General features: G+C 69.5%; 25 protein-coding genes and 1 pseudogene. 18 read left to right on the forward strand and 8 right to left on the reverse strand.

What is annotated here, in order from left to right:
* Positions 1 to 246 (forward strand): annotated as a pseudogene (locus ABD324_RS36330) (transposase); the annotation flags it as partial.
* 64 nt (positions 247 to 310) lie between these two features.
* Entirely contained in the window at positions 311 to 541 is a 231-nt protein-coding gene (locus tag ABD324_RS36335) for an integrase core domain-containing protein (protein WP_344428179.1), read from the forward strand.
* 49 nt (positions 542 to 590) lie between these two features.
* Here the strand turns inward: ABD324_RS36335 and ABD324_RS36340 are convergent, their stop codons facing one another.
* Both ABD324_RS36340 and ABD324_RS36345 read right to left on the reverse strand, forming a co-directional pair.
* Positions 591 to 3,221, reverse strand: a complete 2,631-nt coding sequence (locus tag ABD324_RS36340) for a winged helix-turn-helix domain-containing protein (protein WP_344428182.1) — start codon at positions 3,219 to 3,221, stop codon at positions 591 to 593.
* 141 nt (positions 3,222 to 3,362) lie between these two features.
* Positions 3,363 to 3,788, reverse strand: a complete 426-nt coding sequence (locus tag ABD324_RS36345; protein WP_344428185.1) for a hypothetical protein — start codon at positions 3,786 to 3,788, stop codon at positions 3,363 to 3,365.
* Between the two features lie 138 nt (positions 3,789 to 3,926).
* On the opposite strand from ABD324_RS36345, the gene ABD324_RS36350 reads away from it, so the two are divergent.
* The 15 genes from ABD324_RS36350 to ABD324_RS36420 all read left to right on the forward strand — a co-directional run bounded on the left by ABD324_RS36350 (position 3,927) and on the right by ABD324_RS36420 (position 15,006).
* Positions 3,927 to 5,183, forward strand: a complete 1,257-nt coding sequence (locus ABD324_RS36350) for an arginine deiminase (RefSeq protein WP_344428188.1) — start codon at positions 3,927 to 3,929, stop codon at positions 5,181 to 5,183.
* A 5-nt stretch (positions 5,184 to 5,188) separates the two neighbouring features.
* On the forward strand, positions 5,189 to 5,905 hold the full coding sequence (locus ABD324_RS36355; protein WP_344428191.1) for a MarC family protein: 717 nt from the start codon (positions 5,189 to 5,191) through the stop codon (positions 5,903 to 5,905).
* Positions 5,902 to 6,348, forward strand: coding sequence for a DUF6325 family protein (locus ABD324_RS36360; RefSeq protein ID WP_344428194.1), 447 nt, complete (start codon positions 5,902 to 5,904; stop codon positions 6,346 to 6,348). The genes ABD324_RS36355 and ABD324_RS36360 overlap by 4 nt, the downstream gene beginning before the upstream one ends.
* 47 nt (positions 6,349 to 6,395) lie before the next feature.
* Positions 6,396 to 6,650: an SHOCT domain-containing protein gene (locus ABD324_RS36365; protein WP_344428197.1), complete on the forward strand. Its 255-nt coding sequence runs from the start codon at positions 6,396 to 6,398 to the stop codon at positions 6,648 to 6,650.
* Between the two features lie 34 nt (positions 6,651 to 6,684).
* Positions 6,685 to 7,260, forward strand: a complete 576-nt coding sequence (locus tag ABD324_RS36370; protein ID WP_344428199.1) for a hypothetical protein — start codon at positions 6,685 to 6,687, stop codon at positions 7,258 to 7,260.
* Positions 7,257 to 8,282, forward strand: coding sequence for a mechanosensitive ion channel family protein (locus ABD324_RS36375; protein WP_344428201.1), 1,026 nt, complete (start codon positions 7,257 to 7,259; stop codon positions 8,280 to 8,282). Before ABD324_RS36370 ends, ABD324_RS36375 begins: the two co-directional genes overlap by 4 nt.
* Before the next feature lie 77 nt (positions 8,283 to 8,359).
* Positions 8,360 to 8,890: a copper chaperone PCu(A)C domain-containing protein gene (locus tag ABD324_RS36380; protein WP_344428204.1), complete on the forward strand. Its 531-nt coding sequence runs from the start codon at positions 8,360 to 8,362 to the stop codon at positions 8,888 to 8,890.
* The gene (locus tag ABD324_RS36385; RefSeq protein ID WP_344428207.1) at positions 8,887 to 10,305 is read left to right on the forward strand and encodes a basic amino acid/polyamine antiporter; all 1,419 of its coding nucleotides are present in this window, start codon (positions 8,887 to 8,889) and stop codon (positions 10,303 to 10,305) included. The genes ABD324_RS36380 and ABD324_RS36385 overlap by 4 nt, the downstream gene beginning before the upstream one ends.
* Before the next feature lie 5 nt (positions 10,306 to 10,310).
* The gene (locus ABD324_RS36390) at positions 10,311 to 11,240 is read left to right on the forward strand and encodes a YhjD/YihY/BrkB family envelope integrity protein (RefSeq protein WP_344428210.1); all 930 of its coding nucleotides are present in this window, start codon (positions 10,311 to 10,313) and stop codon (positions 11,238 to 11,240) included.
* Positions 11,237 to 12,379, forward strand: a complete 1,143-nt coding sequence (locus ABD324_RS36395) for an AI-2E family transporter (RefSeq protein WP_344428212.1) — start codon at positions 11,237 to 11,239, stop codon at positions 12,377 to 12,379. Before ABD324_RS36390 ends, ABD324_RS36395 begins: the two co-directional genes overlap by 4 nt.
* Positions 12,376 to 12,582: a hypothetical protein gene (locus ABD324_RS36400; protein WP_344428215.1), complete on the forward strand. Its 207-nt coding sequence runs from the start codon at positions 12,376 to 12,378 to the stop codon at positions 12,580 to 12,582. Before ABD324_RS36395 ends, ABD324_RS36400 begins: the two co-directional genes overlap by 4 nt.
* 108 nt (positions 12,583 to 12,690) lie before the next feature.
* Positions 12,691 to 13,176, forward strand: a complete 486-nt coding sequence (locus ABD324_RS36405) for a DUF1269 domain-containing protein (RefSeq protein WP_344428218.1) — start codon at positions 12,691 to 12,693, stop codon at positions 13,174 to 13,176.
* Positions 13,177 to 13,208: 32 nt separating this feature from the next.
* The gene (locus ABD324_RS36410; protein ID WP_344428221.1) at positions 13,209 to 13,793 is read left to right on the forward strand and encodes an HdeD family acid-resistance protein; all 585 of its coding nucleotides are present in this window, start codon (positions 13,209 to 13,211) and stop codon (positions 13,791 to 13,793) included.
* 42 nt (positions 13,794 to 13,835) lie between these two features.
* Positions 13,836 to 14,201 carry a hypothetical protein gene (locus ABD324_RS36415; protein ID WP_344428224.1) on the forward strand — a complete coding sequence of 122 codons (366 nt, stop codon included), beginning with the start codon at positions 13,836 to 13,838 and terminating at the stop codon, positions 14,199 to 14,201.
* Positions 14,158 to 15,006, forward strand: coding sequence for a hypothetical protein (locus ABD324_RS36420; RefSeq protein WP_344428227.1), 849 nt, complete (start codon positions 14,158 to 14,160; stop codon positions 15,004 to 15,006). The genes ABD324_RS36415 and ABD324_RS36420 overlap by 44 nt, the downstream gene beginning before the upstream one ends.
* A 305-nt stretch (positions 15,007 to 15,311) precedes the next feature.
* On the opposite strand, the gene ABD324_RS36425 is transcribed toward ABD324_RS36420, so the two are convergent.
* Both ABD324_RS36425 and ABD324_RS36430 read right to left on the reverse strand, forming a co-directional pair.
* The gene (locus tag ABD324_RS36425) at positions 15,312 to 16,928 is read right to left on the reverse strand and encodes a SulP family inorganic anion transporter (protein WP_344428230.1); all 1,617 of its coding nucleotides are present in this window, start codon (positions 16,926 to 16,928) and stop codon (positions 15,312 to 15,314) included.
* Positions 16,929 to 16,981: 53 nt separating this feature from the next.
* Positions 16,982 to 17,407: an ArsR/SmtB family transcription factor gene (locus ABD324_RS36430; RefSeq protein ID WP_344428233.1), complete on the reverse strand. Its 426-nt coding sequence runs from the start codon at positions 17,405 to 17,407 to the stop codon at positions 16,982 to 16,984.
* Positions 17,408 to 18,058: 651 nt separating this feature from the next.
* Here ABD324_RS36430 and ABD324_RS36435 point away from each other — a divergent pair.
* The gene (locus ABD324_RS36435; RefSeq protein ID WP_344428236.1) at positions 18,059 to 18,472 is read left to right on the forward strand and encodes a hypothetical protein; all 414 of its coding nucleotides are present in this window, start codon (positions 18,059 to 18,061) and stop codon (positions 18,470 to 18,472) included.
* A 160-nt stretch (positions 18,473 to 18,632) separates the two neighbouring features.
* Here ABD324_RS36435 and ABD324_RS36440 read toward each other — a convergent pair whose 3' ends face one another.
* The 4 genes from ABD324_RS36440 to ABD324_RS36455 form a co-directional block, all read right to left on the reverse strand.
* Positions 18,633 to 19,559 carry a sucrase ferredoxin gene (locus ABD324_RS36440; protein WP_344428238.1) on the reverse strand — a complete coding sequence of 309 codons (927 nt, stop codon included), beginning with the start codon at positions 19,557 to 19,559 and terminating at the stop codon, positions 18,633 to 18,635.
* Positions 19,556 to 21,001 carry a cupin domain-containing protein gene (locus tag ABD324_RS36445; RefSeq protein ID WP_344428241.1) on the reverse strand — a complete coding sequence of 482 codons (1,446 nt, stop codon included), beginning with the start codon at positions 20,999 to 21,001 and terminating at the stop codon, positions 19,556 to 19,558. The genes ABD324_RS36440 and ABD324_RS36445 overlap by 4 nt, the downstream gene beginning before the upstream one ends.
* A gap of 318 nt (positions 21,002 to 21,319) precedes the next feature.
* On the reverse strand, positions 21,320 to 21,757 hold the full coding sequence (locus ABD324_RS36450) for an Lsr2 dimerization domain-containing protein (protein ID WP_344428303.1): 438 nt from the start codon (positions 21,755 to 21,757) through the stop codon (positions 21,320 to 21,322).
* Positions 21,758 to 22,814: 1,057 nt separating this feature from the next.
* Entirely contained in the window at positions 22,815 to 23,324 is a 510-nt protein-coding gene (locus ABD324_RS36455; protein WP_344428244.1) for an STAS domain-containing protein, read from the reverse strand.
* Between the last annotated feature and the right edge of the window lie 466 nt (positions 23,325 to 23,790).

Raw genomic sequence — 23,790 nt, forward strand, 5'->3', positions numbered from 1 at the left:
GCGACCCGACCCACAGCCGAACAACCCACCGCCGCTTGACAAACATAGGAGCGTCCAACGGGCTTCTGCGGCAGTACCTTCCCGAAGGGCACGGACCTCTCACGCTGGTCCGCCGAAGATCTCGAAGCCGTCGCTCTCGCGCTCAACAACAGACCCCGCAAGAGCCTCGAGTGGAAGACCCCCGCCGAGGTGTTCGAGGAGCAGCTACGCTCAGTCCAACGACCCTGTGTTGCAACGATCGATTGAACCCAGGCAGTACACGTCCTGGGCGTTCGGGCAGCGACTACGACAGGCCGGGCCTCTCGGCTCGATGAGCTCGATCGGGGACTGCTTCGACAACGCCCTCGCCGAAAGCTTCTTCTCCTCCATGCAGGTCGAGCTACTCGACCGCCGAATCTGGCGCATCCGCCAAGAACTGGCGAACGGGATCTTCGAGTGGATCGAGGCCTTTTACAACCCCGTCCGGCGCCACTCCGGGCTGGACTACCTCTCACCCGTCGACTACGAACAAGCCCACACCCCGGCCGCTGACGCGGCCTGAACCCACACACCACGAGTCCGTGGCAGCGGGGGAAGGTCATGCAGCGCCGTTACGCGTTCCGGAGCAGGCCCAGGCGAGCAGCGGTGTCCACTGCTTCCCGCCGTGAGGAGGCGCCGAGCTTGGTGTAGAGCGCCTTAACGTGTGTCTTCACAGTGTTCGACGAAACGCCCAGTTCAACTGCAATGTCGGCTATCGGGCGAAGCGACGGCAGTAGCGCCAGAACCGATTGCTCGCGTTCGGTGAAGGTCGGTGGATCGGCCAGACCGTGGCGTCCGCGAACGGCCAGTACCGTGGCCGCGAAGTCGTCGAATTCCCCCATCGCTCCCAGGCGGCTGCGCATGAGAGCGCTGACGGCTGCTGGGGCGCTTACAAGGGGTCGCAACACGTCGACGTCTCTGGCTTCACGGAGAGCCGAGACGAGTGCACGCCGCGCGCGGTTCGTTTCTCCCACACCGAGAGCGATCTCGCATTCCAGCAGCCAGCCTACGACAGAGGCCCAGGACAGCTGGCTGGGCGACGTACCGTCGAGGACCGGAGCGAGATGGCCACGGGCGGCGTCGAACCTGCTGATGGCGGCGGGGCTGGCAGCTCGCATAACGGCCAGCTCTACGGTGCCGGCGAGCCGGTCAGCCGCCCAGGAGATGACGGCGCGGGCCTCGTCGCGGTGGCCGAGCTGGACGGCGATGTCATGTGCGAGCATCGCGACAAGGGCGATCTGCTCGTCGCGAGCATGGTCGACGACAGTGGCTCGGCGTGCGCGGCGCATGAGCTCGTGGGCGGCCTCGCGCTCGCCGAGATCGAAGCGCGCCGCTGCTCGCAACGCGTCGACGAACGGGCCGATCACGACCGCGGGACCCATCCGCGCCACGTACGGGTCCGCGCCCGCGAGGCCGGCAAGGGTGTCCTCGGGACGGCATCGCATCAGGTCCGCGTACCCAGTGAGCATGGCGGTGAGCGCGCTGCTCTCAGTCCCGTCCCATCGGCCGGTGGCGCGCCCCAGGCCAGCGGCCTGCCGGGCCAGGTCGGCCATCTCGCCAAACCCGCCGGAGAGGCCGGTGGCGGCTGCGAGCACGCTCATCGCTCGCGCCCGGGCGAACTCGTCGATGCCGGGCTCGTCAAGGACCGATCTGGCCAGCTGTTCGGCGTGGTCCGCTTGTCGCGACGCGATGGCGGTCTGGGCCTCGAGGAGGCGGTCGGACCAGGATCCGCGCAGGTTCTCGAGCCGCGGCTCCGCGGTTCCCTCGGGGTAGAAGAGCCGGCCCTGGACGACACCCAGGCGAGCCCGGGCGACGGCGAGCGCTCCGTGGTCGTCAGAGTCCTCTGTCCTCGTCGCGGCAGCCCGCTCCAGGCAGGCCTGTGCAGCGCCCAACTCTCCCCGATCGAGGTGAGCGTAGGACTGCACTGCGAGAAGAAGCGGATCGGTGCGAAGAGCGTCGGCCTGCAGCGCGGCGATCGCTCCGAGGACGGCCTTTCCGTAGCCGGTCTCCACCAGGTCCACCCCGCATCTTCGCAGCAACACGATGAGGCCCTCGGAGTCCTCGGCAATCGTCAGGTGGGACATGGCTTCAGCCGGACGGTCGTGTGCGAGGAACCACCCTGCGGCCCGCCTGTGGATCTCGGCGATCGACCGTGGGCGGGTCCGTCGCAGGCTCGCCTGCAGGTACGAACGGAGAAGCGGATGCACCCGGTACTGCGCGCGCCCCGGCCCGTACGCAGTGACGAGCCCGGATCCTCGCTCGAGGGAGTCGAGGATCTCGGCGGCGTCGTCGGTCTCGGTGAGGGCCACCGCAAGCGGCGACGGCAGCTGGTCACAGATGCAGACGGCGTGCAGCACGTCGACCGTGCGCTCCGGTAGCTGGGAGAGGATCTCGTTGAACAGGTAGTCGGCGATCGCCCGGTCGTTGCCGGCGAGGTCAGCGAGGTAGGCGTCCGGGTCGGTGGTCGCCGCGAGGGATTGGGCCGCCAGGCGCACGCCTGCGGGCCAGCCGTCGGTCTGTTCGACCAGCACCTCGATCTGTTCCCGTGGCAGGTCCTGGCCTGCTTTGGCAAGCAGCTCGGTGGCCTCGGCGACGTCCATCGCCAGATCGGCGGACCTGATCTCGCGCAGTCGTCCCTCGAGCCGGAGGCGCTGCAGAGAGAGCGACGGATCGGTGCGGGTGAGTAGGATCAGGCGGATGGTCTCGGGGAGCCGCCGCGCGAGGTGGTCCAGAGCGGTTCGCGAGCCTGGCCCGAGCTCCTGCAGGTCGTCGAGGACGAGTGTCAGCCGGATCGGGAGCTCCCGCAGGGCGGTGTCGACGGCGCCGAGGAAGGCCGGGTCCGCGGTCGGCGAGTCGGGGACGACGAGACCCCGCAATGGGTTGTCGGCCCCAATGGCTGCGCAGGTGCACAGCGCCGCGAGGACCCCGGCCCAGAGCCGGCTCTCGTCATCGTTCCCATCGAGGGAGAGCCAGCCGACGTCGGCGGGGTGTTCGGCGGCGTACTCCGCGACGAAGGAGGTCTTTCCGTATCCGGCGGGCGCACTGACGAGCGTGACAGGCGCGTCGTCGGCCCCGATCAAGCCGAGGAGGCGTGGCCGGTGCAGGTGGACCGGCGAGAGCCGGGGCCTCGCCAGTTTGGCCGCCACGACACCACGAGGGGTCAGCGTTCTGACCACTCCGGACACCAAGGCCACACGCTCCACGCACTCAGCCTCCCGGAGAGGGGGCCTGTCGGACCAGTGCGGTTTCCGGCCCTTCTGAATGAATTCGCTAGGCCGAACGGAGTCCTTTGCAGTCCCGCCGGGAGCATGACGACTGGATGTCGTCCTATCCTGACATGGCTGTCATCTCGCTTCCCCCGCGCCCGCCCGCCCAGGGGCGTCGCTCCGCAGTAGCCGACGCACACCGGCCCGGGCGATCATGAGAACGAGGATGAGGAGCGTCACCGAGAAGAACCCGCCGAGTTCCACTCGCCCGCGGAGCACCAGCGCCACCACCTCGAGCACGAGGAACTTGCTCCCGAACAACACCGCCCACAGCAGCACGGCCGCGAAGACCTTGCCGAGCGGGCCCGTCGCCTCAAGGAACCGGCGCTTCACCCGGTCCTTCACCGCGACGACACCCTCCAGGACCACCTTCAACAGGACGGCAGTGACGAGCGAGAGCGTGAACGTCTCGCTGATCGCCGCGGGGAAGTACTCGATGAAGAGGTTCAGGACGACCACATAGACGAATACGTCAACGATGCCTGCGGTGATCCGGTCGGACACCCCACGACCGTACGGGGGCATTCCGTCTCAGTACTCACCCATTGCGGGTGAGCCCTGCCGTCGTGCTCCGCCCGCATGCTCTGCCGTGATCCCTCGACCCCTGGGTCGGCCCGATCCGAGCGAAGGAACGTGCCAGACATGACTGCAGGTAACTCGCGCCCGTCCGCCGCCTACGGAGTGCACTCCGAGGTCGGGACGCTGCGCAAGGTCCTCGTGTGCGCGCCCGGCCGGGCGCACGAGCGCCTGACGCCGAGCAACTGCGACGACCTCCTCTTCGACGACGTGCTCTGGGTGCAGAACGCCCGCCGGGACCACTTCGACTTCATGGCCAAGATGCGCCAGCGCGGCATCGACGTCGTCGAGCTGCACAACCTCCTCGCCGAGACCATGGACATCCCCGAGGCCCGGACCTGGCTGCTCGACCGCAAGATCGTCGCCAACGAGGTCGGGCTGGGTCTCGTCGCCGAGACCCGCGCGTTCCTCGACGAGCTCGGCTCGCGCGAGCTGGCCGAGTTCCTGATCGGCGGGCTGTCGACCCACGACCTGCCCGACGACTTCCGGCCCGGCTACGTAGCGTTGGCACGGGAGTCGACCGGCGTGCGGGAGTACCTGATGCCGCCGCTGCCGAACACCCTCTACACCCGCGACACCACCTGCTGGCTCTACGGCGGCGTCACCCTCAACCCGCTCTACTGGCCCGCTCGCCACGACGAGACCCTGCTCATGAAGGCGATCTACGAGTTCCACCCGGACTTCGTCGGCTCGACGGTCTGGTGGGGCGATCCCGAGCAGGACTGGGGGCTGGCGACGTTCGAGGGCGGCGACGTCATGCCGATCGGCAACGGAGCGGTGGCCGTGGGCATGAGCGAGCGCACGTCCCGCCAGGCCATCACGCAGATGGCGGCGGCGCTGTTCGCGCAGGGCGCGGCGAACCGGGTGATCGTCGCCGGCATGCCAAAGCTGCGCGCGGCGATGCACCTCGACACCGTGTTCACCTTCGCCGACCGCGACATCGCCACCGCGTACCTCGACATCGTCGACGGCATCCACACCTTCTCCCTGCGCCCCGGCGACAAGGAGCCCGTGGAGGTGACCGAGGAGAAGGGCTCGTTCACCGACACCGTGGCGGACGCGCTCGGGCTCAAGGAGTTCCGGGTGATCGGGACCGGCGGCGACGCCTACGCGGGCGAGCGCCAGCAGTGGGACAGCGCGAACAACCTGGTCGCGGCGGCACCCGGGGTGGTCTTCGCCTACGACCGCAACACCGTGACCAACGCGCTGCTGCGCAAGGCCGGCGTCGAGGTGATCGAGATCGTCGGCGCGGAGCTCGGCCGCGGGCGCGGCGGCGGGCACTGCATGACCTGCCCGCTCGTTCGCGACGCCGTGGACTTCTGAGCGCGATGAACCTGTTCGAGCAGCCTCTGCTGCTCTTCCTCGCGCTCTTCGCGCTCTACAGCCCGGTCGCTGCGCTCTCGTCGTACTTCCCGGTCGTTTCCAAGCTCAGCAGCCGCGACCAGTTCCGGCTGGCGGTCGCCCTGTTCCTGAACGCGGCGATCTTCGGGCTCGTGGCGCTCTGGGTGGGCGAGCCGCTCCTGGAGCTCCTCGGGATCAGCACCGCCGCGCTGACCGCGGTCGGAGGCATCGCCCTGCTCTACGAGGGCATCCCGCTCATGCGGGGAGTCGCCGCGCACCCCCCGGAACCCGAGGAGGACGAGGACCCGCCGGAACGAGCTGGCGCGGCCTCGTCCGGCTCGGCGACTGCAGCGGTCGCCACCGAAGCTCCTGCGACAGGCGTCGGATGGCGGAAGTACGCGTTCGTCCCCGTCACCTTCCCGCTCACGGTGGGAGGGACGACCTTCGCGTTCTTCGTCGGGTTCCGGGCGGAGGCCGCCTCCACCCTCGACGTGGTCGCACTGTCCGTCGCCGGTATCGCCTACGCCGCGGTCACCGGCATCACGCTCTACGCCTCCGCACACGTGCAGCGCCGGGCCAAACCGTCCACACAGGCGTTCCTCGAGCGCATCGCCGGCATCCTGCTCACCGCCATCGCCGTCATGATCCTCACGAGCGGCGCGACCCGGATGGTCGTCGAGGTCCTCGAAGGGCTGAACCGATGAGCGGCCCGACGATCCGTGGGCCGGTCGAGTGGGTCGCGCTCGACTTCCCCGGCGAGAACGTCGACCCGACGGTCGTTCCCGCGATCGCCCGCCTCGTCGATTCGGGGACGGTCCGCATCCTCGACCTGCTCCTCGTGCGGCGGCCGGAGCACGGCGGGGTCGAGATCGCCGAGTACGACGAGCTCGACCTGCCGATCCGAGCCGCCCTCGACGGCGTCGACGGCGAGGTCCTCGGTCTGCTCAGCGAGGAGGACCTGCCCGTGATCACGGAGGAGCTCACACCCGGGAGCACCGCCCTCGTCGTGGTCTGGGAAAGCCTGTGGGCGAGCGAGCTCGCTGCAGTCGTGCGGGAGGCCGGAGGTCGACTCCTCACCCACGATCGCATCCGGGCCGACGCCCTCGCCGTGGCGCTGCGGGCCACCCAGGAAGGAATCGCCCCATGAGAGGACTCTCCCGTCGGGGCAGGCGGGGCCCGGGCCTGCTCGGCACGATGGCCCGGACGGCGGTGATCGCCGGGACAGCCTCATCCGTTGCCGGCCGGGTCACGGCTCGTCAGCAAGCCGCCGCCCGCGACCAGCAGGAGCTCGACGAGTTCCGCCGGAGCGCAGCCCCCGCGGCCGCACCACAACCGGCCAGCCCCGACGACCTGCTCGACCGGCTGACACGCCTGGGCGAGCTGCGAGCAGCGGGGGTCTTGACCGAGGACGAGTTCTCGGCGCAGAAGGCGCGGATTCTCGGTTCCTGAGGGATGCCGCGCCGCCACTGACCGGAGGAAGCGCATGCCGAACGAATGGCTGGCAGGGTGGGGAGCTCTGGTCGCGGTCCTGGGCCTGTTGCTGTGCTTCGTCGGAGGACGGGCGTTGCGAGCGGCCGCGTTCTGCGCCGGCCTGGGTGTGGGGTCGTCACTCGCCGGGTTACTCGGCGCGGGCTTGCCCGTCCGCCTGCTGACGGGAGCTCTCAGCGGGCTCTGCGCCCTGCTGCTGACCGCACTCGTGGTCGGTACAGCCCTGTTCGTCGTGGGTGCCCTCGCCGGCGGCGCGGTCGCGCTCGCGGTGCTCAGAACCGTGCGCCCCGAGGCCTGGGGATGGGGCGTCACCGTGGCGGTGGTCGCTCTCGTGGCCCTCGTCTGTGCGATCGGCGTCCTGCGATTCCGTCGTCCGCTCGTGCAGGTCCTGACCGCACTCGGTGGAGCGTCACTCGTCCTGCTCGGAGTCACGCTCCTCGGCCCGGCCGGGATCGCTTTCCTCAACGATCCCGGAACGGCGGCGGAGAGCATCGCCGCCACCGCGGCACTGCTGGCCCTGGCCGTCGGTGGATGGCTGGTCCAACGGCGGCGGGCAGGGACCCGGCTGTGACCGCAGCCCTGGCGGGGCCGGCACCGGGAGTGTGCGGGCCCGAGACCTTCCGAGTGTGTGAATGGGTCTACGACCGCACCGGCAGCAACGCCACTCTGGCGTCGGCGGCGGACTGGCTGGTCGGACGACCACTGGCGATCGTCGGTGTGCTCGCGCTCGGCTGGCTCGCCCGCCTGGTCATCCGCCGGCTGGTGGCTCGGGGCGTCAATCGGCTTCTGGCTCGCGGGCATGTGCTCGTCCCACTCCGTGGTTCCTTCGGCACCGGGAAAGCATCGCCGCGGCAGCCGTTCTCGGACCCGATGCCCGAACGGGAGGAAGCCCGCCGCACCACGCGGGCCCGGGCGGTGGCCACCGCGGTGTCCGGGGGCCTATCTGCGCTGGTCTGGGCAATCGCGGTGATCACCGTGGCAGGGATCCTGGGCGTCGACCTCGGCCCCGTCATCGCCGGTGCCGGATTGGCGGGCGTCGCGATCGCCTTCGGTGCGCAGAGCCTGATCCAGGACCTCCTCGCCGGCGTGCTGATTTTGCTCGAGGATCACTTCGGCATCGGGGACGAGGTCGATCTCGGTGAGGCGGTCGGCGTCGTCGAGGCCATGTCGCTACGCGAGACCGTGCTCCGCGACCTCGACGGCACCGTGTGGCACGTCCGCAACGGCAAGATCGACCGGGTCGGCAACCAGTCCCAGGTGTGGTCCGGGGCGATGGTCAACGTGCAGGTAGCTCACGGGGCGGACGTGCAGGCCGCCCGACGCGCCCTGCTCGAGGCCGCAACCCAGGTCGCGGCCCGCCCACCGTTCGCCGACGAAGTCCTCGCCCCGCCCGAGCTCCTCGGAGTGGAGGCCCTCGACCAGGACGGGGTCACGCTGCTGCTCCGTGTCCGCACCCTCGCCGGCCGCCAGTTCGAGCTGCAACGGGCACTCCTCGAGGCCACCGAGACCGCGTTCACCACCCGCGGGATTCCACTGGCGACCCCGCATCTCACGGTGCGCGCCCAGTTCTCACCCACGACGGGTGACGGATGAACCCGCCCAAGCCAGGCATCGTGTAGCGCGCCGGGTGCGACCGCCGTCCGGGAGGGACATCCGCGGAGAGGCGACCGATGGCGAAGAACCGCAACGGAGACCGTGCCGCGCTTCGCCGGCGAGTCGGCCGAATCGCGTTGGCGTGCCTCATCACCGGACTGGCGGCCGCCTGCGCTGTTCCACCCCCGTTCGTCAAGACCCGCGACAGCAACTACGGCCAGATCGGTGACCTGCAGCTGCTGCACGTCCACCTCGCGACGCCACCCCGTGAGGGCTGGCAGCCCGGCGCCCAGGTTCCCCTGCACCTGACGGTCTACAACGGCGGGGACGCCGCCGTGACGATCACCGGAGCGTCCAGCAGCGGCGCCAGCGCGATCTCCGAGGTCAGCGCCGACGGAACGCGGGGCCCCGTCCGCATCGAGCTGGACGCGGGCGAGACCCTCTCGATGCAGGAGTCCGACTCGACCCGGCTGGAGGTCGACGGACTTACCTCCCGCATCCTTCCCGGTGTCAGCCTGCCGATCACCTTCACGCTCGACTCGGGCGAGCAGATCGTGCTCGCCGTGCCGGCCCAGGTGTCGAGCGACCCCGTGGTGCGCTCCCGATGAGCTCCACCGACGAGCAGCAGAAGAAGGCGGGCGTCGCGACCCTGGCCCTCCCGGCCCTGACCGCCATGGTCGTCGGCTCCATGGTCGGCGCCGGCGTGTTCTCCCTGCCGCGCAACTTCGCCCAGACCACCGGCGGCCTCGGCGCGATCATCGCCTGGGTGATCGCCGGCATCGGCATGCTCATGCTGGCCTTCGTCTTCCAGAACCTCGCCGTGCGCAAGCCCGACCTCGACGCCGGTGTCTACGCTTACGCCAAGGCCGGCTTCGGTGACTATCCCGGCTTCCTCTCGGCCTTCGGGTACTGGGCCAGCGCCTGCGTCGGGAACGTGACGTACTGGGTGCTCATCAAGTCGACCCTCGGCGCCGTGTTCCCCGCGCTCGGCGAGGGCGACACGATCCTCGCCATCGCGATCTCCTCGATCGGCCTGTGGCTCTTCGCCGTCGTCATCCTCCGCGGCGTCCGCGAGGCCACGGGCATCAACACGATCGTCACCATCGCCAAGATCGTCCCGCTCGTGACCTTCGTCGTGGTGCTGGTCTTCGCGCTGAAGGCGGACGTGTTCTCCGCCAACTTCTTCGGCGGCCAGGGCTTCAGCGACGGGCTCGGCACCCAGATCCTGTCGACGATGCTCGTCACCGTCTTCGTGTTCCTCGGCGTCGAGGGCGCCAGCGTCTACTCCCGCTACGCGAAACGACGCGAGGACGTCGGCCGCGCCACCGTCGTCGGCTTCCTATCCGTGCTCGCACTATTCGCCGCGGTGTCGATCCTGTCCTACGGCGTGATGTCCCGGGGCGAGCTCGTCGGGCAGCGCCAGCCGTCCGTCGCGGGGGTGCTCGAGTCGGTCGTCGGGCAGTGGGGCGCGGTGTTCATCAGCATCGGCGTGATCGTCTCGGTGCTGGGCGCCTACCTGGCCTGGACGCTCATGGCGGCCGAGGTCCTCTTCGTCGCGGCCCAGCACTCCGACATGCCGAGGTTCCTGGCCCGGACAAACGCGAAGGACGTGCCCGCGCCGGCCCTGCTCCTCACCAGCGGGCTGAGCCAGGTCGTCCTGCTGCTCACGCTGTTCTCCGACGACGCGTTCACCTTCACCCTCAAGCTCTGCACCTCCCTGTCGCTGGTGCCCTACCTCCTCGCCGCCGGCTACGCGGTCCGAGTCGCGCCCGGCAGGACCCGTGAGCTGCTCGTCGCCGCGCTCGCGACCCTGTACACGCTGTTCCTGATCGTCGCGGCGGGCTGGGAGTACCTGCTGCTCTCCTGCATCGTCTACGCCCCCGGCACGCTGCTCTACGTGCGAGCCCGACGCGAGCAGGGCCGCACCGCCTTCACCCGGGTCGAGATCGGGCTCCTGGTCGTCGTCGTACTCGGCGCCGTCGCCGGGATCGCGGGCCTCGCCACCGGCACGATCGCGATCTAGTGCCCGTGCGCCGGCAGGTGGCGCGGATCCGCGCCCGCTACCCGGCGGCGGACCACCTGCATCGCGCCGGGCGGCGCTTCTTCGCCCAGCGGGGCAACCACCTCGCCTCGGCGATCGCCTTCGCCACCGTCCTCGCCGCGACCCCGCTGCTGATGGTCCTGTTCTCCGCGGCCGGTTTCCTGCTGTGGCTGCGGCCGGCGCTCGTCACCGACCTCGAGGAGTGGGTGCTCGGAAGCTTCCCCGCGCCGGTGGCCGACGCCGTCGTCCCGCTCGTCACCGCCGCGGTCGCCGGCCGCACGCCGATCGCGTCCGTCGGCACGGTTGCGGCGATCTGGGCCGGCGCGACCTGGATGGCCGTCGTGCGGGAGGCCCTGGCCGCGATGTGGGAGCTCCCCCCGCGACCGCCCGCCTCGGTCACCCGGGTCCTGCGGGACGTCGGCTCGCTGCTGGTGCTGCTGGTCGCGCTCGTGGGCTCGGTGGCGCTGACGGTCGGCGCGACCGGCGGGCTGGACACGGTCCTCGACCTGCTCGGGCTGGCAGGCCGACCGCTCACGGGCGTCGCCGTGGGGGTCCTCGGTGTCGTGCTGGGGTGGGGCGTCACCGTGCTCGTGCTCGCCTGGATGCTCGGACGGCTGCCTGGCCACGCGCTGCCCCTGCGCCGCACCGCCGCCGTCGCGGCCTTCGGCGCGATGCTGCTCGAAGCCATCACGATCGCGACGACCCTGACGATCGCCGCGACATCCGGCTCCCTCGGCGGCGCGGTGTTCGGCAGCGTTCTCGCCGTCCTCGCGTTCCTCTTCGCCGCGGCGCGTGTCCTGCTCTCGCTCGCCGCCTGGCTGGCGACTTCTCACCCGGATCGAGGGATGGCAGGGCGCCCCGGTCGCGGGAGCCTTCCCCGACGTCTCCGCCCGCTCGGACCAGGGAACAGCGAATGACCGTGCCGCCGCACGACCACCCGCCCCACGCCACGGGCGGCATGCCCCGGGCAGCGACCGTGCTGCTCACCCTGGCCGCCGTGGTCATCATCGCCGCCGGTGCCGCCGCCGCGTCCTGGCTCGTGGGGCCTGTGTTCCTCTCCCTGGTGCTGGTCATCATGGTGCACCCGCTCCACGGCCGGCTCGTCCGCGCCGGCGCCCCACGCTGGCTCGCCACGACCCTGCTGGTGATCGCCATCTACGCGGTCCTGCTCGTCCTCTCCGCCGTGATCGTCTACTCGGTCGCCAGACTGGCCACCGTCCTGCCCTCCTACGCCGGCGAGCTCAACACCGTCCTCACCTCCGCCACCTCCCTGCTGGGCCGCTTCGGCGTCGGTCCCGACCAGCTGCGCGCCATCGCGTCCGGCCTGGACTACGGGCGCCTGGTCGGCATCGTCACCGGGCTGCTCAGCGGCCTCGCCGGTCTCGCGGGCAACCTCGTCTTCCTGTTGTCCCTGCTGCTGTTCCTCGGCATCGAGGCCGCCGGCGCGGGACCGCGGCTCGTCGCGGTGGAGGCCGAGCGGCCCCACATCGCGGCCTCGCTGCGCGACTTCGCGTCCGGCACCCGCCGGTTCCTGCTCGTCACAACTGTGGTGGGCCTGGCGACCGGGATCGTCGACGCCGTCCTGCTCGGCCTGCTCGGGATCCCGCTCGCGGTGCTCTGGGGCGTGCTGGTGTTCATCACCAACTACATCCCTTACATCGGCTTCTGGATCGGCCTCGTCCCGCCGGCGCTGCTCGCGCTCCTCACCGGGGGCTGGCAGAGCCTCGTGATCGTCGTCGTGGTGTTCCTCGTCATCAACTTCGTGCTCACGTCGGTGGTGCAGCCGAAGTTCGTCGGCGACGCAGTCGGGCTGTCGGTCTCGCTCACCCTCGTCGGCCTGGTGTTCTGGGCATGGCTGCTCGGTCCCCTCGGGGCAGTCCTCGCCGTGCCCCTCACCCTTCTCGCCAAGGTGCTGCTCGTCGACGCCGATCCCCGGGCGCGCTGGCTCGACGCACTGCTCGGCAGCCGTGCCCCCGAGAACGGCGGTTCCCCGCTCCCGGATCCGGGAGCCCTTGAACGACCGACCGACACCGACCCGAGCGCGGAGGAACGATGACGTCACACCGCTACGAGTTCCGGATCGCCGGCCACCTCGGGCCCGACACCCGCGAGGCCTTCGAAGGGATGACCGTCACCGACGCACCCCCGGAGACCGTCGTCCGCGGAACCGTGATCGACGACGCCCACCTGCACGGCGTCCTCGCCCTCATCCAGGACCTCGGGCTGCAGGTGGTCGCCGTCAACCGGGTCGAGGACTGACCACCCAACTCTCACCCGCCGCGGAGGAGGGCACCAGCACGCGGCCCGAGAAAGCTCGACCCCACCCCCGACCCGACACCACGGCCACAGCGCCGCCAGGAGGAAACGATGTCGACCCTCACCGTGTGGCGATTCCCCACAGCAGGCGGAGCCGACGACGCCGTCTCGCGCCTCGAGCACCTCGCCCGCCAGCAGCTCATCACCGTCCACGACGCCGCCACCGTCACCTGGGCCGAAGGCGCCAAGAAGCCCAAGACCCGTCAGCTGCACAACCTCGCCGGCGCCGGAGCCCTCGGCGGCGCGTTCTGGGGCATGCTATTCGGCCTGATCTTCCTCATGCCGCTCCTCGGCGCCGCGATCGGTGCCGCGGCCGGTGCCCTCGCCGGCCGGTTCTCCGACTACGGGGTCGACGACGAGTTCATCGCCAAGACCCGCGAACAGATCACCCCCGGCACCTCCGCCCTCTTCATCCTCAGCAGCGACGCGGTCCCGGACAAGGTCGCGGCCGCTTTCGAGGACGTCTCCGCCGACCTGCTCTTCACCAACCTCTCGACCGAGCAGGAGCAGAAGCTGCGCGAGGTCTTCGCAGACTGACCCCACCCACCGAACTCCCCTGCGAGGTTTGCGTGACAAGCGAAACCACCGGCGAGCCCACGTTCGACACGGACCTACGCCCGCTGCTCAAAACCGCCTGGTGGCTGGTCCTCATCCGCGCCCTGTTGATCCTCGCCTTCGGGATCATCACGCTCGCGTCACCGGGCATCGCGCTGGTCGCCCTGGTCGTCGTGTTCGGCGTGTACGCGATCATGGACGGCGTCACCGCCATCTCCCTCGCCGTCAGGAGCAGGGGCACCGAGAAGTCCTGGGGCTGGACCGCGGCCCAGGGCGCGATCTCGGTCATCGCCGGAATCGTCGCCCTGGTCTGGCCGGGCGTCACCGCGCTGTCACTGCTCTACGTGATCGCTTTCTGGGCGATCGTCCTCGGCGTCGCCGGCATTGCCGAGGGGATCCGCGGACGTCACACCGACGACCGCTGGGGCTGGACGATCGCGAAGGGAGCTCTCGACATCGTCTTCGGCATCCTGCTGCTGGTCTGGCCCGCTACCGGGATCCTCGCCCTGCTCTGGCTAGTCGGCGTGTTCTCGGTGGCCGGCGGCCTCGTACTCGGAGTACTCGCCTTCCGGATCCGGTCGCTGGCGAAAACGGTGTGACACCTAACCGGTTTCTATGGCACAAGGTCTGCGAATCGTCGGGTGCGCCGACGGTGCCTCATCCGGGGCAGGATCCTGGCGCAAGGGCCGATCCGCGAGTGGCCGACCCCGGACGTGGTGGGCCACCGCGTGGTCCACGGCGGCACCCGGTTCGCCGATCCCGTCGTGGTCGACGACGACGTCCGCCAAGGGCTTGACGAGCTCTCCGTCGCCGAGATCCTCCCGGACGTGCTCGCCGTGGCCTGCGTCGACACCGCCTTCCACCGCACCCTGCCCGAAACCGTCGCGACCTGCGCCGTGCCGCGGGAGTGGCGCGAGCGCAACGCGATCCGCCCCTACGGCTTCCACGGCCTCGCACTCCTGGGTGCGCCGCACAGGTCGCCGAGCGGACCGGGGGACGGCGGATAGTCACCGCGCACCTCGGCGCCGGCCTCCCTCGCCGCCGTGCTCGACGGGCGCAGCGTCGACACGACCACGGGGTTCACCCCGCTCGAAGGCCCTGGTCATAGCCACCCGCTCCGGCAGCGTCGATCCCGGGCTCGAGCTCTGGCTCGCCGAGCGCGAGCACCTCGAAGCCCACGAGATCGCCGAGACCCTGGAGCACCGGTGCGGCCTGGCCGCCCTCGCCGGTACCCCCGACCTGCAGGAGATCACCGCACGCGACGACGCGGGCGCCCGCCTCGCCCTCGACGTCTGCTGCCACCGGATCGCCGCCATGGCGGTCTCCGCCGGTGGCCTCGACGCGCTCGCCTTCACCGGCGGGGTCGGGGAGAACTCCGAGGTGGTGCGCGCCCGGGTCGCCGACCGGGTGGCCTTCCTGGGCGTCGACGTCGACCCGGGCCGCAACGCAACCACCGATGGCGAGATCACGGCGGAAGGTGCGACGGTGCGGGTCCTCGTCGTCCCCGCCCGCGAGGACCTGGAGATTGCCCGCAACGCTCATCGCGCTCAAGGCGAGCTTCACCCAACGCCGCCGCGACGGCAGCACAAATGCCACGAAGGCCGGGCGGAGCTACGCCGCCTTCGCCGCGCACCTGTCCACGGCTACGATTCCGCAGAGCCGACCGCACCGGACGTCAACGGAGCATCTACGCCGGACTTCGCACCCGCTGCAGCCCCACGAAACGGACCTGCCCTACCTGTTCGACCTGAGCGGGAGGGACCTGCTCCCACACCAGCAGCAACCGCTCGCGGATACGATGATCGACTTTGAGCTGCAGGACGAGCGAGTAGCGAGGGGTAGCCCAGCCCGGAGTAGCGCCGGACGCAGCTCGATCCTCTCATGATCCCGTTTGTCACTTCTGGGTCCGTCAGGAGCAGCCGAGTAGCTCGACCAGCATTGAGGAGATGCGGAACGCCGCAGGACGACACCCCGGGCGGCTTCGCTACGGATGAGTTCCAGATAGTCACCGACCGTAATGAGCATCTCGGCTGCGGAGTCCACGGCGATAACGAACTGACCGGTGAGCTGGGGTGCTGCGCGGCTCCTCGAGAGCTGCAGCGACAACCTCGATGTGATCACCGTGGGCGTGCGCGACCGTCCGGGAGTTCCTTCTCTGTGCGGGCAAGCAGATGGGAACGGGCGTGGGTGACTGCGGTGTCGAGGTCGTCGAGCAGATGAGTGTGATGGCGAAGGGCGTCGATCGCACCTACGCCGTCGAGGATTCGTCGATGCTGGTTCTGCACACCTTTGACCAGTACGGTCTTGCCGGCGGACTCCAGGTTCTCGATCAACTCCCCAAGCCCACGCGCTCCAGTGGAGTCCAGCATCCCGACCCCGGACAGTCGCAGGATCACCACATCCACCCCGTCGACATCGGCACGACCGGCGATCGTGGAAAAGACTCTGTCGGCGGCGCCGAAGAACATGGCGCCTTCGAGACGGAACAGTGCGATGCGTTCGTCCCCGGTCCGGGCAGGTCCTGGAAGCGGCTCGCGGTGCACAGCTGCTGCCCGGGCCAGGTGCCAGAGGGCGAGCACAGCCGACACCAGCAGGCCGATCTCGATCGCCTGGACCAGGTCAAGACTGATCGTGACCACCGCTGTCACGGTGAAGGTGAGGGCGGCGCCGCGGCCGGCACCGAACACGGCCCGGACGGTAGCTACGGGCAGCATTCGTAGGCTTGTTGCGATCAGCACGCCGGCGAGAGCGGCGAGGGGGATCCGGGAGACGGGACCGGTGGCGAGGTAGATGACGGCGAGGATGACCAGGGAGTGCGCGATCGCGGCGAGCCGTGTGCGTGCGCCGGAGCGGACGTTCACCGCGGTCCGTGCGATCGCCCCGGTGGCGGGCATGCCGCCGAAGATGCCGGAGACGATTGATGCGAGGCCCTGTCCGACCAGCTCACGATCCGGCTGACAGGGCACCCGGGTCATCGACGCGGCGACACGAGCGGACAGCAGCGACTCGATCGCGGCGAGTGCTGCGACTGCGAGAGCCGCCCCGGAAAGGTCTCGCACGGTTCCGATATCTGCTGCCGGGAAGGCCGGTAGGGGCAGAGAGCTCGGGAGCCCGCCGATCCTGGCAATCGGGACACCGAGTACCTCGGCAAGGACCGTCACTGCTGCGACCGCGATCAGCGACGCTGGGATCGAGGCGTGCAGCCTCGGTAGCAGAAACATGACGACGATCACCACCGCGACCGTGCCGAGGGTCCAGAGTGTCGGAGCAAGATCGGCGACCATGAATACCCGACGAACCGCGTCCGCTGCGGTGAGTAGGGTGCCGCGGCCGGTCTCTACGGAGATCGCCACAGCCGTGGGGATCTGCTGCAGTGCGATGATGGCCGCGATCCCCAACGTGAAGCCCTCCACCACTGGCCACGGGAGAAGGGTGACCACTCGGCCCAGCCGCAACAATCCCGAGACCAGCACGATCAACCCGGCGAGTACCGAGACCAGGGCGATCGCAGCTGTCCCGTGCGCGGCCACGATTGGTGCGAGCACCACGGCCATCGCCCCGGTCGGCCCGGAGACCTGGACGTTCGACCCCCCGAACACCGCCGCGGCCACCCCTGCGACGACCGCGGTCACCATCCCCGCTGCGGGGCCGACACCAGCGCTGGCACCGAACGCCAGCGCTAATGGCAGCGCCACCACCCCCACTGTCACGCCGGCGACCAGATCGGCGCGCAAACCATGAGGCCGCAGAGCGTAATCGCCGCAAGACGGGAGAAGATCGGCGAACCTCACTGCGCGGGGCTCGCCGACAGGGCATCGTTGGATGCCTCGAGCAACGTGGCCGGGGTCGCACCAGGTATCGGTGGCAGCGCTCGGAGGGCCTGCAGGCGTGCCTCATCAGCCAGACCTGCGAGCAGGAACGCCCGTGCGACCTTCAGTAGCTCGGCCACGAGTGGCTCGGCAAGCCGGTATTCGACTGCGTTACCGGCGCGGTTGGACGTGACGAGCCCGAACCTGCGCAGGACAGCCAGATGCTGCGAGAGTTGGGAGGACCCGCAGCCGCTGAGCTCGAGGAGCTGGGTCACCGCAGCGCCTTCGGGTCCGCTCGCGGCAAGGGCCTCCAGGACCTGGATGCGAGCGGGGTGGGCGAGACACTTGAACAAGTCTGCCTTGATCTGGTAGAGCGGCTCGGTGGCACGGGAACGAACTGGCACGGCCTCGACCTCCTGAATTTAGGAAAGTCTAAACCGCCACGCCCTCGCTGATGCTCTTCTGCGGTGGCCGTCTCTTGGAGCTGGGTTCAGGAACACGGAGCTGGCCGACGTGCCTTGCTCGTCTCGTCGTCAGGTCGACGAGTCGGGATCGGCCCGACGCCGTGCGGCGGCGGTCCGCCCCCAGGGGGAGATTCCTGTTAGACAATTGGTGTCCCGCTCGGCACGACCGGTCAACCGGTCAGCCCGCCTGCTGGACGATCACGCACCCTCCGCACGAGAACGATCACTCGTTGGTGTCCCTAACCCAGGGCAGGTTCGCGTCGTTGGTCCGATACGACGTCGACCGAAGCTGCTGGTGGCTAGCCCGAGGGGGGCGACAGTCTACTGTCGACGTCGTGCACAGGGTAAGACGCGGCAGAGCCTGACACTCCGAGGCTCTGCCGCCCCCCCAGGGCACGAGGAGGAACAATGGCCGAGACCGCCTCAATCGGACGTCACCGCCTGCGACGACGCCGCCACCCCCCGATGCCGACGACCAGCCTGTTCCTGGCGGCGATCCTGGTCATGCTGGTGATCGCCGCCGGGCTGACCACCATCTGCTTCGTACTGCCGGCCCTCAGCTCCGGCGCCTGAGGCGTGGCGGGGGGCCAGATGAGCGAGAACTGGTCGGCGCTGGCCCGGGCGGTGGCCGGCCGACGGGCACGGCTTGGCATCGCGCAGGACGAGCTCGTGACCTACGGCGGTCCGAGTGCGGCGACGCTACGGCTGGTGGAACGCGGCGGTGGCACAAACCTCCGGGCCCTCACCTTCGATCGGCTCGACCACGCATTGCGCTGGACGCCAGGGGTCAGCCGTCGGGTACTGCACCATGAAGTCGACGCGGACGCCGCTGTAGCCGCCGACCTGGAGGACGCTCCCGCTGCGGCGGCGGCCACGGTCCTGACCGACGCGCTGGCCGGCCTGGCGGACCTGCGGCCACAGACCGACGCAACACGACGGGCCCAGCGCCTGATTCGGCAGCTGGTCCATGAGATGACCGACCGCACTGCCACATTAAGCACGTAACCGTCCCCGCCGGCCGTGGGCCGTCGCTAAAGTACGGCCTCGGCGTTTGCTCGCTGTCCTGAGGTCGGGCGCCGACGGCTGGAGACCAAACTTGGGTGCCCTCACTGAGCACGGATAACGATCAAGGGCTTGTCTGCCGACACTGGGCCTCAGTGCTGACTCATGCCTTGGACACGCTCACCAATTCGAAGACTCGCATTGTCGCCGACGGCGGGGAGGCACACGTCAGAGGCCGGTCGACGTGGACACCGCGCTCACGCACCACCACCTCGCAGCTCGGGTCGAGAAGCCGCACCCGCCACTCGTCTCCCTGCCCGCTGACCAGCTCCACCACGCGGAGTCCGTTGACATCGGCGGTCCCGGTTGCCTCCCGCGCGTAGGCCTGGGCTGCCTGCGCGGGCCGCGGTAGCGCCGAGCGGCCACGAAGCAGACCGCGACCGTTCACGTCCTTGGCTCGCACCATGCCGCGGCGGTAGTCGGCGAGCGCGGCCGGCCCTTGGCCGGGTTCCACGCCGCCCAGCACCAGGCCGTGCGGTAGCAGGACCAGCGCTGGTGCGAATCGACAGCCTCCGATGTGGCTGCACTCCCACACCGCCGCGGGGTCTGTCGCGGCCAGCGCCGCGGAGAGCGGGCGCCCTCGCACCGCACAGCATGCATCGTGTCGACCGTGCGTGCAGACCAGCGCAAGCACGTCATCGTAGGAGGTGCCGGCGCCGTGAGCAGCCGCCGCAAGCGAGACGGGATCGCTCCACGTGCCGGTGCGGATCTGCTCGCGGCCGGGCCGGGAATCGACCCGGATCCACTGGCGCGGCAACTGCTCTGCCCCGCGACGACCGGGTCGGCGGATCAGCACGATCCTTGCGGACTCGGCCTCGGCCCAGGCCTTGAGTCGATCCATCGCTGTGCTGTCGAGCCCGGGCGAGTTGAGCGGGAGGCGCGCCCACGGCCCTGGGTGCTCGATGAGCAGCCATTGGCGGGCCGGTGGCGCGTTGCCTTCTCGGGAGTCCTCTGCGACGTCGGCGAGTAGTGAGCAGCCCGGCCAGCGCAGTCGCGTCCTGTCCCCCACCGTCGTATCTGCCACCGTCATCGGGTGGCGGGCACGAGTACGCCTTCGCGCAGCAAGCGGCGGACAAGAACGACGCCGTCGTCCTCACCAAGGCCGGGCAGGCGACCGACGCGCTGGGCGGCGCCGCCGAGCAGGGCCCGCAGTGCTGGGCCGGTTACCGCGGGCAGCTGGATCTTCCGGTCCGCGAGCTCGAGCATCAGGCCATCGTCGACAGTGGTCAGGCGGTAGCGCAACCCGCCACGTCGGCGCACGGTGTCCGCGGGACCGAGGTCGTGCAGGAACAGTGATCCGTTGATCGGCCGGACAGGTTCGGGACGGCTACCGGTCCAGACCCGTTCACGCACGCGGCCCGCGACGGCCTCGACGGGCACACTCGCGACAGCGTCAGCCAGCGTCTCGCGCACCACATCGAGGTGTCCGGCCAGCGCGGCGGGATCGGCCACGTCCAGCCCGAGGGGCAGCGACACCCGCAAGCGTTCGTCGTCGTCGAGCAGCGCGACAAGGGCCTCGACCAATGCGAAGCGGGTAATCACGTGCACGCCGATGGTGAGATGCGCCGAGACGCCGCCCAGCGCGGTAGCCGCGTGAAGCCAACCGCGGGGCAGATAGAGAACGTCACCCGGCTCGAGGACGGTGTCGATCGCAGGCTCGTCGTCCCGGGCTCGGGCGGTGACACAGTCCCGGTGCATCTCCCACGGTTGGTTCCGCAGCGGATCGGTATGGACGGGTGTGTGGATACGCCAGTGCTTGCGCCCGGCGACCTGCATGACGAAGACATCGTGTACGTCGTAGTGGGCGGCGAAGCCCTGCGATTGCGGTGGAGTGACGTAGGCGTTGGCCTGGACGGGGTGCGCAAGCTCCCCGGCAAGCTCGGTACAGAAGTCCATCACCGTCGACCAGGTGCGATGAAGCCCCTGCAGTACCAAAGTGGCGCCCTCGCTGAACAGCGCAGCTACGCGCTCATCCCGGACCTGGTCGCCGATCTCGGCCCCGACGCCACCGCTGCCGGTGAAATCAGCCGAGTCCACGACGGCACCATCGCGCACCACGCGCAGGAACGGCGCGCGCAGTCCCCGACAAGACAACAACTCATCAATATCATCGAGGTCGAGCAGGCCGGTAGGCCCGATAGCGTCCGCCGCCCGGGACAACAACGGTTCGCGGCCCCAGTGCCGGGTGGCAAACAGCTCAGCATCAGGGCCGACCAACTGCCCGAGCGCCGTCGAATCGGAATACACCGAAGCCGGGACACCCTGCTCGGGTGCCCCGGCATCGGTGACCGGCCCGCTCAGCTCAGCTCGCACCGCTATCGGCGCCACCATCATGCTCACCCGGCGTGCCGCCACCGGCACCCGAGTCAGCAGGCCCCTCGGCACCACCGTCCGCGCCGCCGTCCGCTCCGCCATCGTGCTGACCAGGCGTACCCCCGCCCGCACCGGAGTCGGCCGGACCTTCAGGCTCATCGCCCTCCGGCGTCGTGGTGATGTCATCGTCATTCAGAGCCATGAGAAACCTCCATCACTGAATATCGCGTCCAGGCTGGCTATACCCCGTACGGTCCGTCTCAATCTTGAGCTGACAGCAGCTCGGGATTCTCACCGCCGGACACAAGGTGCAGGCCGCCGGCAGAAAGCGGGTCTACACGCATCGCCAAAGTTGTTGATCTCCAAAACGATCACGCGCACTACCGTGAACGGCACCGGAGGGGCTGACTCCGCTCCCCAGTGCCAGGCCCTCCGGTCCAGCCCCGCTCATGTGCGCGGCTCGGACGAGTACGAGTGTCAGGAGACCCCCGGGATGGCAAAGGGGTCTGCCACCAACGGCGGGCGACAACGGATGTCCCGCTGAGCCACGGGCATCTGCGGCGTCGGATCCATCGGCTCGGGACAGGACGGTTGCTGCTGTGTGCTTGCCGGCTGCAGCGGACCGCGCTGACGATTAGGCCGCCCATCTGAATCGCTGTGCGCGGGAGCGGGAGCTGGGCTACTACCCGGTGCACCTGCATCCGCCCGAAAGTCCGTGTCGTGGACAGCGTCCGGGTCGGGTCGGCGGGCCGCCTGGGTCTGCCGGCCAGCTCGCAGGAACGGCGCCAGCGCCGCTCGTAGTTCCGTGGCGTGGGCGGTAGACAGGTCGATCTCGTACCGTCGGCCGTCGAGCTCGAAAGCCACCGTCTCCGATGCAGCCGAACCATCCAGGTCGTCGAGTAGACGTTCCTGCACCTGCCAAGCCAACTAATTACCCTTCCTCGCTATCGCATTCGTGCTCCGTCTGGCATTGTGCGCCACCGCCCGCCTGGCCACGGCACCGGGCGAACGCCCAAGCTGGTGCCACGGAACGGACGCGGCACGATGCCGGAAGGCGCGACCCTGCCGAAGCCTGCGTATCCGGCGACGTGCATGATCGTTGCACTGTGCAGCGGGGGCCGGCTTGCTGGCTGCGTCTTCCCGGGAGGTCGCCTTTCCGGAGTCGACACCGCCGCTACGCGTCGAGGGGGCGCGTGCATGGGGTAGGTGGCAAGGGACGCCTGCTTCGGAGCCGGGAGGCCTCTGGGGCAGGCGTCCAAGCCCAACAAGCCCCTCATGTCGAAACTCATGTCGGCACGGCTACCGAAGACGGCCGCGCCCGTTGCATCCATCCGGTGTGTCCAGCACGCCCATATGGACCATGGGCGATCACTCGCCGTCCGACCTGCGCCGTGACAAAGGCGCATCCGTCATGCGTTCCGGTGATCGCCGACGCATCGTGAAGCGTCGCCCTCGCCCCGACCGATATGTCCGTCGTACGGATCGGCTCGGCCTCGGGGGCGGTAATGGACGAATACGGCAGCGGACGCAGCGGCAGGAGGTCGGCCCGGCACACCACGCTTCATGATGTCGACCCCTCCGCAGCCCAGGCCCCGGTCCGGATCCCGGCACAACGATCAGCTCCGCAGGACGGCCCGGCCGCTGCCAGAGATGACCATCCGCAGGATCAGTCGCGGCGCCGCTGTGGACACGGCAAGTCGAGCCACGAGCATTTCCGCTCCGGCCATGAGTGCGCCAGCTGCTCGTGTGTGCGCTACAACGACGCCGCCAGCCTCGCCAACGTGCTCATCAACGTTCTGCAGCGCCACCGCTGATCACTTCCGCTCACCCCGGAGCATGAGATAAGCACCGTAGGTGAGAGGGCGGGGTACACCTCGCGGAGGGGCGTCGCAGTGCACCCCGCCCACCTGTAAGTACCCACCCGCCACACCAACTGCCCCACGTTTAGGGAATGCTAGGTAGGTCGTCGCAGCTACTTGCTTCCGAAGCGGTCAATGGCGTCACCGTGTATCGGCAGACGGCGGCTTCTCAGGGTCAGATCGAACGCATCCGTGCCGGAGAGCCAGTCGGCGGTCAGCCAGGTGAAGTGGTCCAGGAGACCTGTTGCTTCCAGGGGGCGGCGGACGACACGGTTGCTGTCCCCGACGACGCGTATGGCCGCTCCGCCCAACAAGATGTCGGCCTGCGCTTGCACCAGCATGGCGATTCCGCAGGACCCGAAGAACGACACCCCGGTCAGGTCAAAAACCACCAGCTGCAGTGCAGGCACGGCGCGGACGGCCGCGACCGCCGCCGCCGCCGCCGCGACCACATTGGCTTCGGCGGCGTCGACCTCACTGCTGGCGCTGAGCATCACGCAGCCCGCGTCGACCCGTCGTGGCAAGCAACATCCAACGTCGGCGCCGTTGTCGGCGGCGGCGATGTCAATGGCCTTCTGCGCCGCGGCGAGGGCCCCATCGATCGGATCCTGGACGCCGCTCACCGGGGTTGTCGGGAGTCCACGGAGCTGCTTCTCCTTGCTCGCCTTGACAACTCAGCGCAATGAGCGGCTTCAGGCGACCACGCGGCTGCCTGGTGAAGGGCCCGAGACGAGCACGCGGTCTGGACTCGACGGCCTGCGGGGAAACGGATGTTTCCTCAGCTGTTCAGCAAGAGTCGCAGCCACGTCAGATCGTTACCCGGGCAACCGTAAGCCATCACTACGACGAGTTAGAACCGAGCACGCAGGGTACTCGCCGACACTAACGAAACGTCTACGCTTCGAGCTCGTTCCCGAGCCTTCAGCACCAGGCTTCGTACGTCGCGCTGTCACCGGTTGGCTAGTACTGCAACGGCGTTTGATCAGTCCGGTGGTCGTTCGCCGCGTCACCGGTAGTGGCAGTCGTGGGCCTGTTGTTGGCGCTCGCGGCGCTAGTGCAACCAGTGCATGATGTGGTCGAGGCAGGTGA

The organism is Pseudonocardia ailaonensis (assembly GCF_039531635.1).
Classification (GTDB): Bacteria; Actinomycetota; Actinomycetes; order Mycobacteriales; family Pseudonocardiaceae; genus Pseudonocardia; species Pseudonocardia ailaonensis.

Coding starts and splice junctions, on each gene's coding strand:
- ABD324_RS36335 (WP_344428179.1), top strand. CDS start 311: ATGAGCTCGATCGGGGACTGCTTCGACAACGCCCTCGCCGAAAGCTTC.
- ABD324_RS36350 (WP_344428188.1), top strand. CDS start 3,927: ATGACTGCAGGTAACTCGCGCCCGTCCGCCGCCTACGGAGTGCACTCC.
- ABD324_RS36355 (WP_344428191.1), top strand. CDS start 5,189: ATGAACCTGTTCGAGCAGCCTCTGCTGCTCTTCCTCGCGCTCTTCGCG.
- ABD324_RS36360 (WP_344428194.1), top strand. CDS start 5,902: ATGAGCGGCCCGACGATCCGTGGGCCGGTCGAGTGGGTCGCGCTCGAC.
- ABD324_RS36365 (WP_344428197.1), top strand. CDS start 6,396: ATGGCCCGGACGGCGGTGATCGCCGGGACAGCCTCATCCGTTGCCGGC.
- ABD324_RS36370 (WP_344428199.1), top strand. CDS start 6,685: ATGCCGAACGAATGGCTGGCAGGGTGGGGAGCTCTGGTCGCGGTCCTG.
- ABD324_RS36380 (WP_344428204.1), top strand. CDS start 8,360: ATGGCGAAGAACCGCAACGGAGACCGTGCCGCGCTTCGCCGGCGAGTC.
- ABD324_RS36385 (WP_344428207.1), top strand. CDS start 8,887: ATGAGCTCCACCGACGAGCAGCAGAAGAAGGCGGGCGTCGCGACCCTG.
- ABD324_RS36395 (WP_344428212.1), top strand. CDS start 11,237: ATGACCGTGCCGCCGCACGACCACCCGCCCCACGCCACGGGCGGCATG.
- ABD324_RS36400 (WP_344428215.1), top strand. CDS start 12,376: ATGACGTCACACCGCTACGAGTTCCGGATCGCCGGCCACCTCGGGCCC.
- ABD324_RS36405 (WP_344428218.1), top strand. CDS start 12,691: ATGTCGACCCTCACCGTGTGGCGATTCCCCACAGCAGGCGGAGCCGAC.
- ABD324_RS36435 (WP_344428236.1), top strand. CDS start 18,059: ATGAGCGAGAACTGGTCGGCGCTGGCCCGGGCGGTGGCCGGCCGACGG.
- ABD324_RS36440 (WP_344428238.1), bottom strand. CDS start 19,559: ATGACGGTGGCAGATACGACGGTGGGGGACAGGACGCGACTGCGCTGG.
- ABD324_RS36445 (WP_344428241.1), bottom strand. CDS start 21,001: ATGAGCCTGAAGGTCCGGCCGACTCCGGTGCGGGCGGGGGTACGCCTG.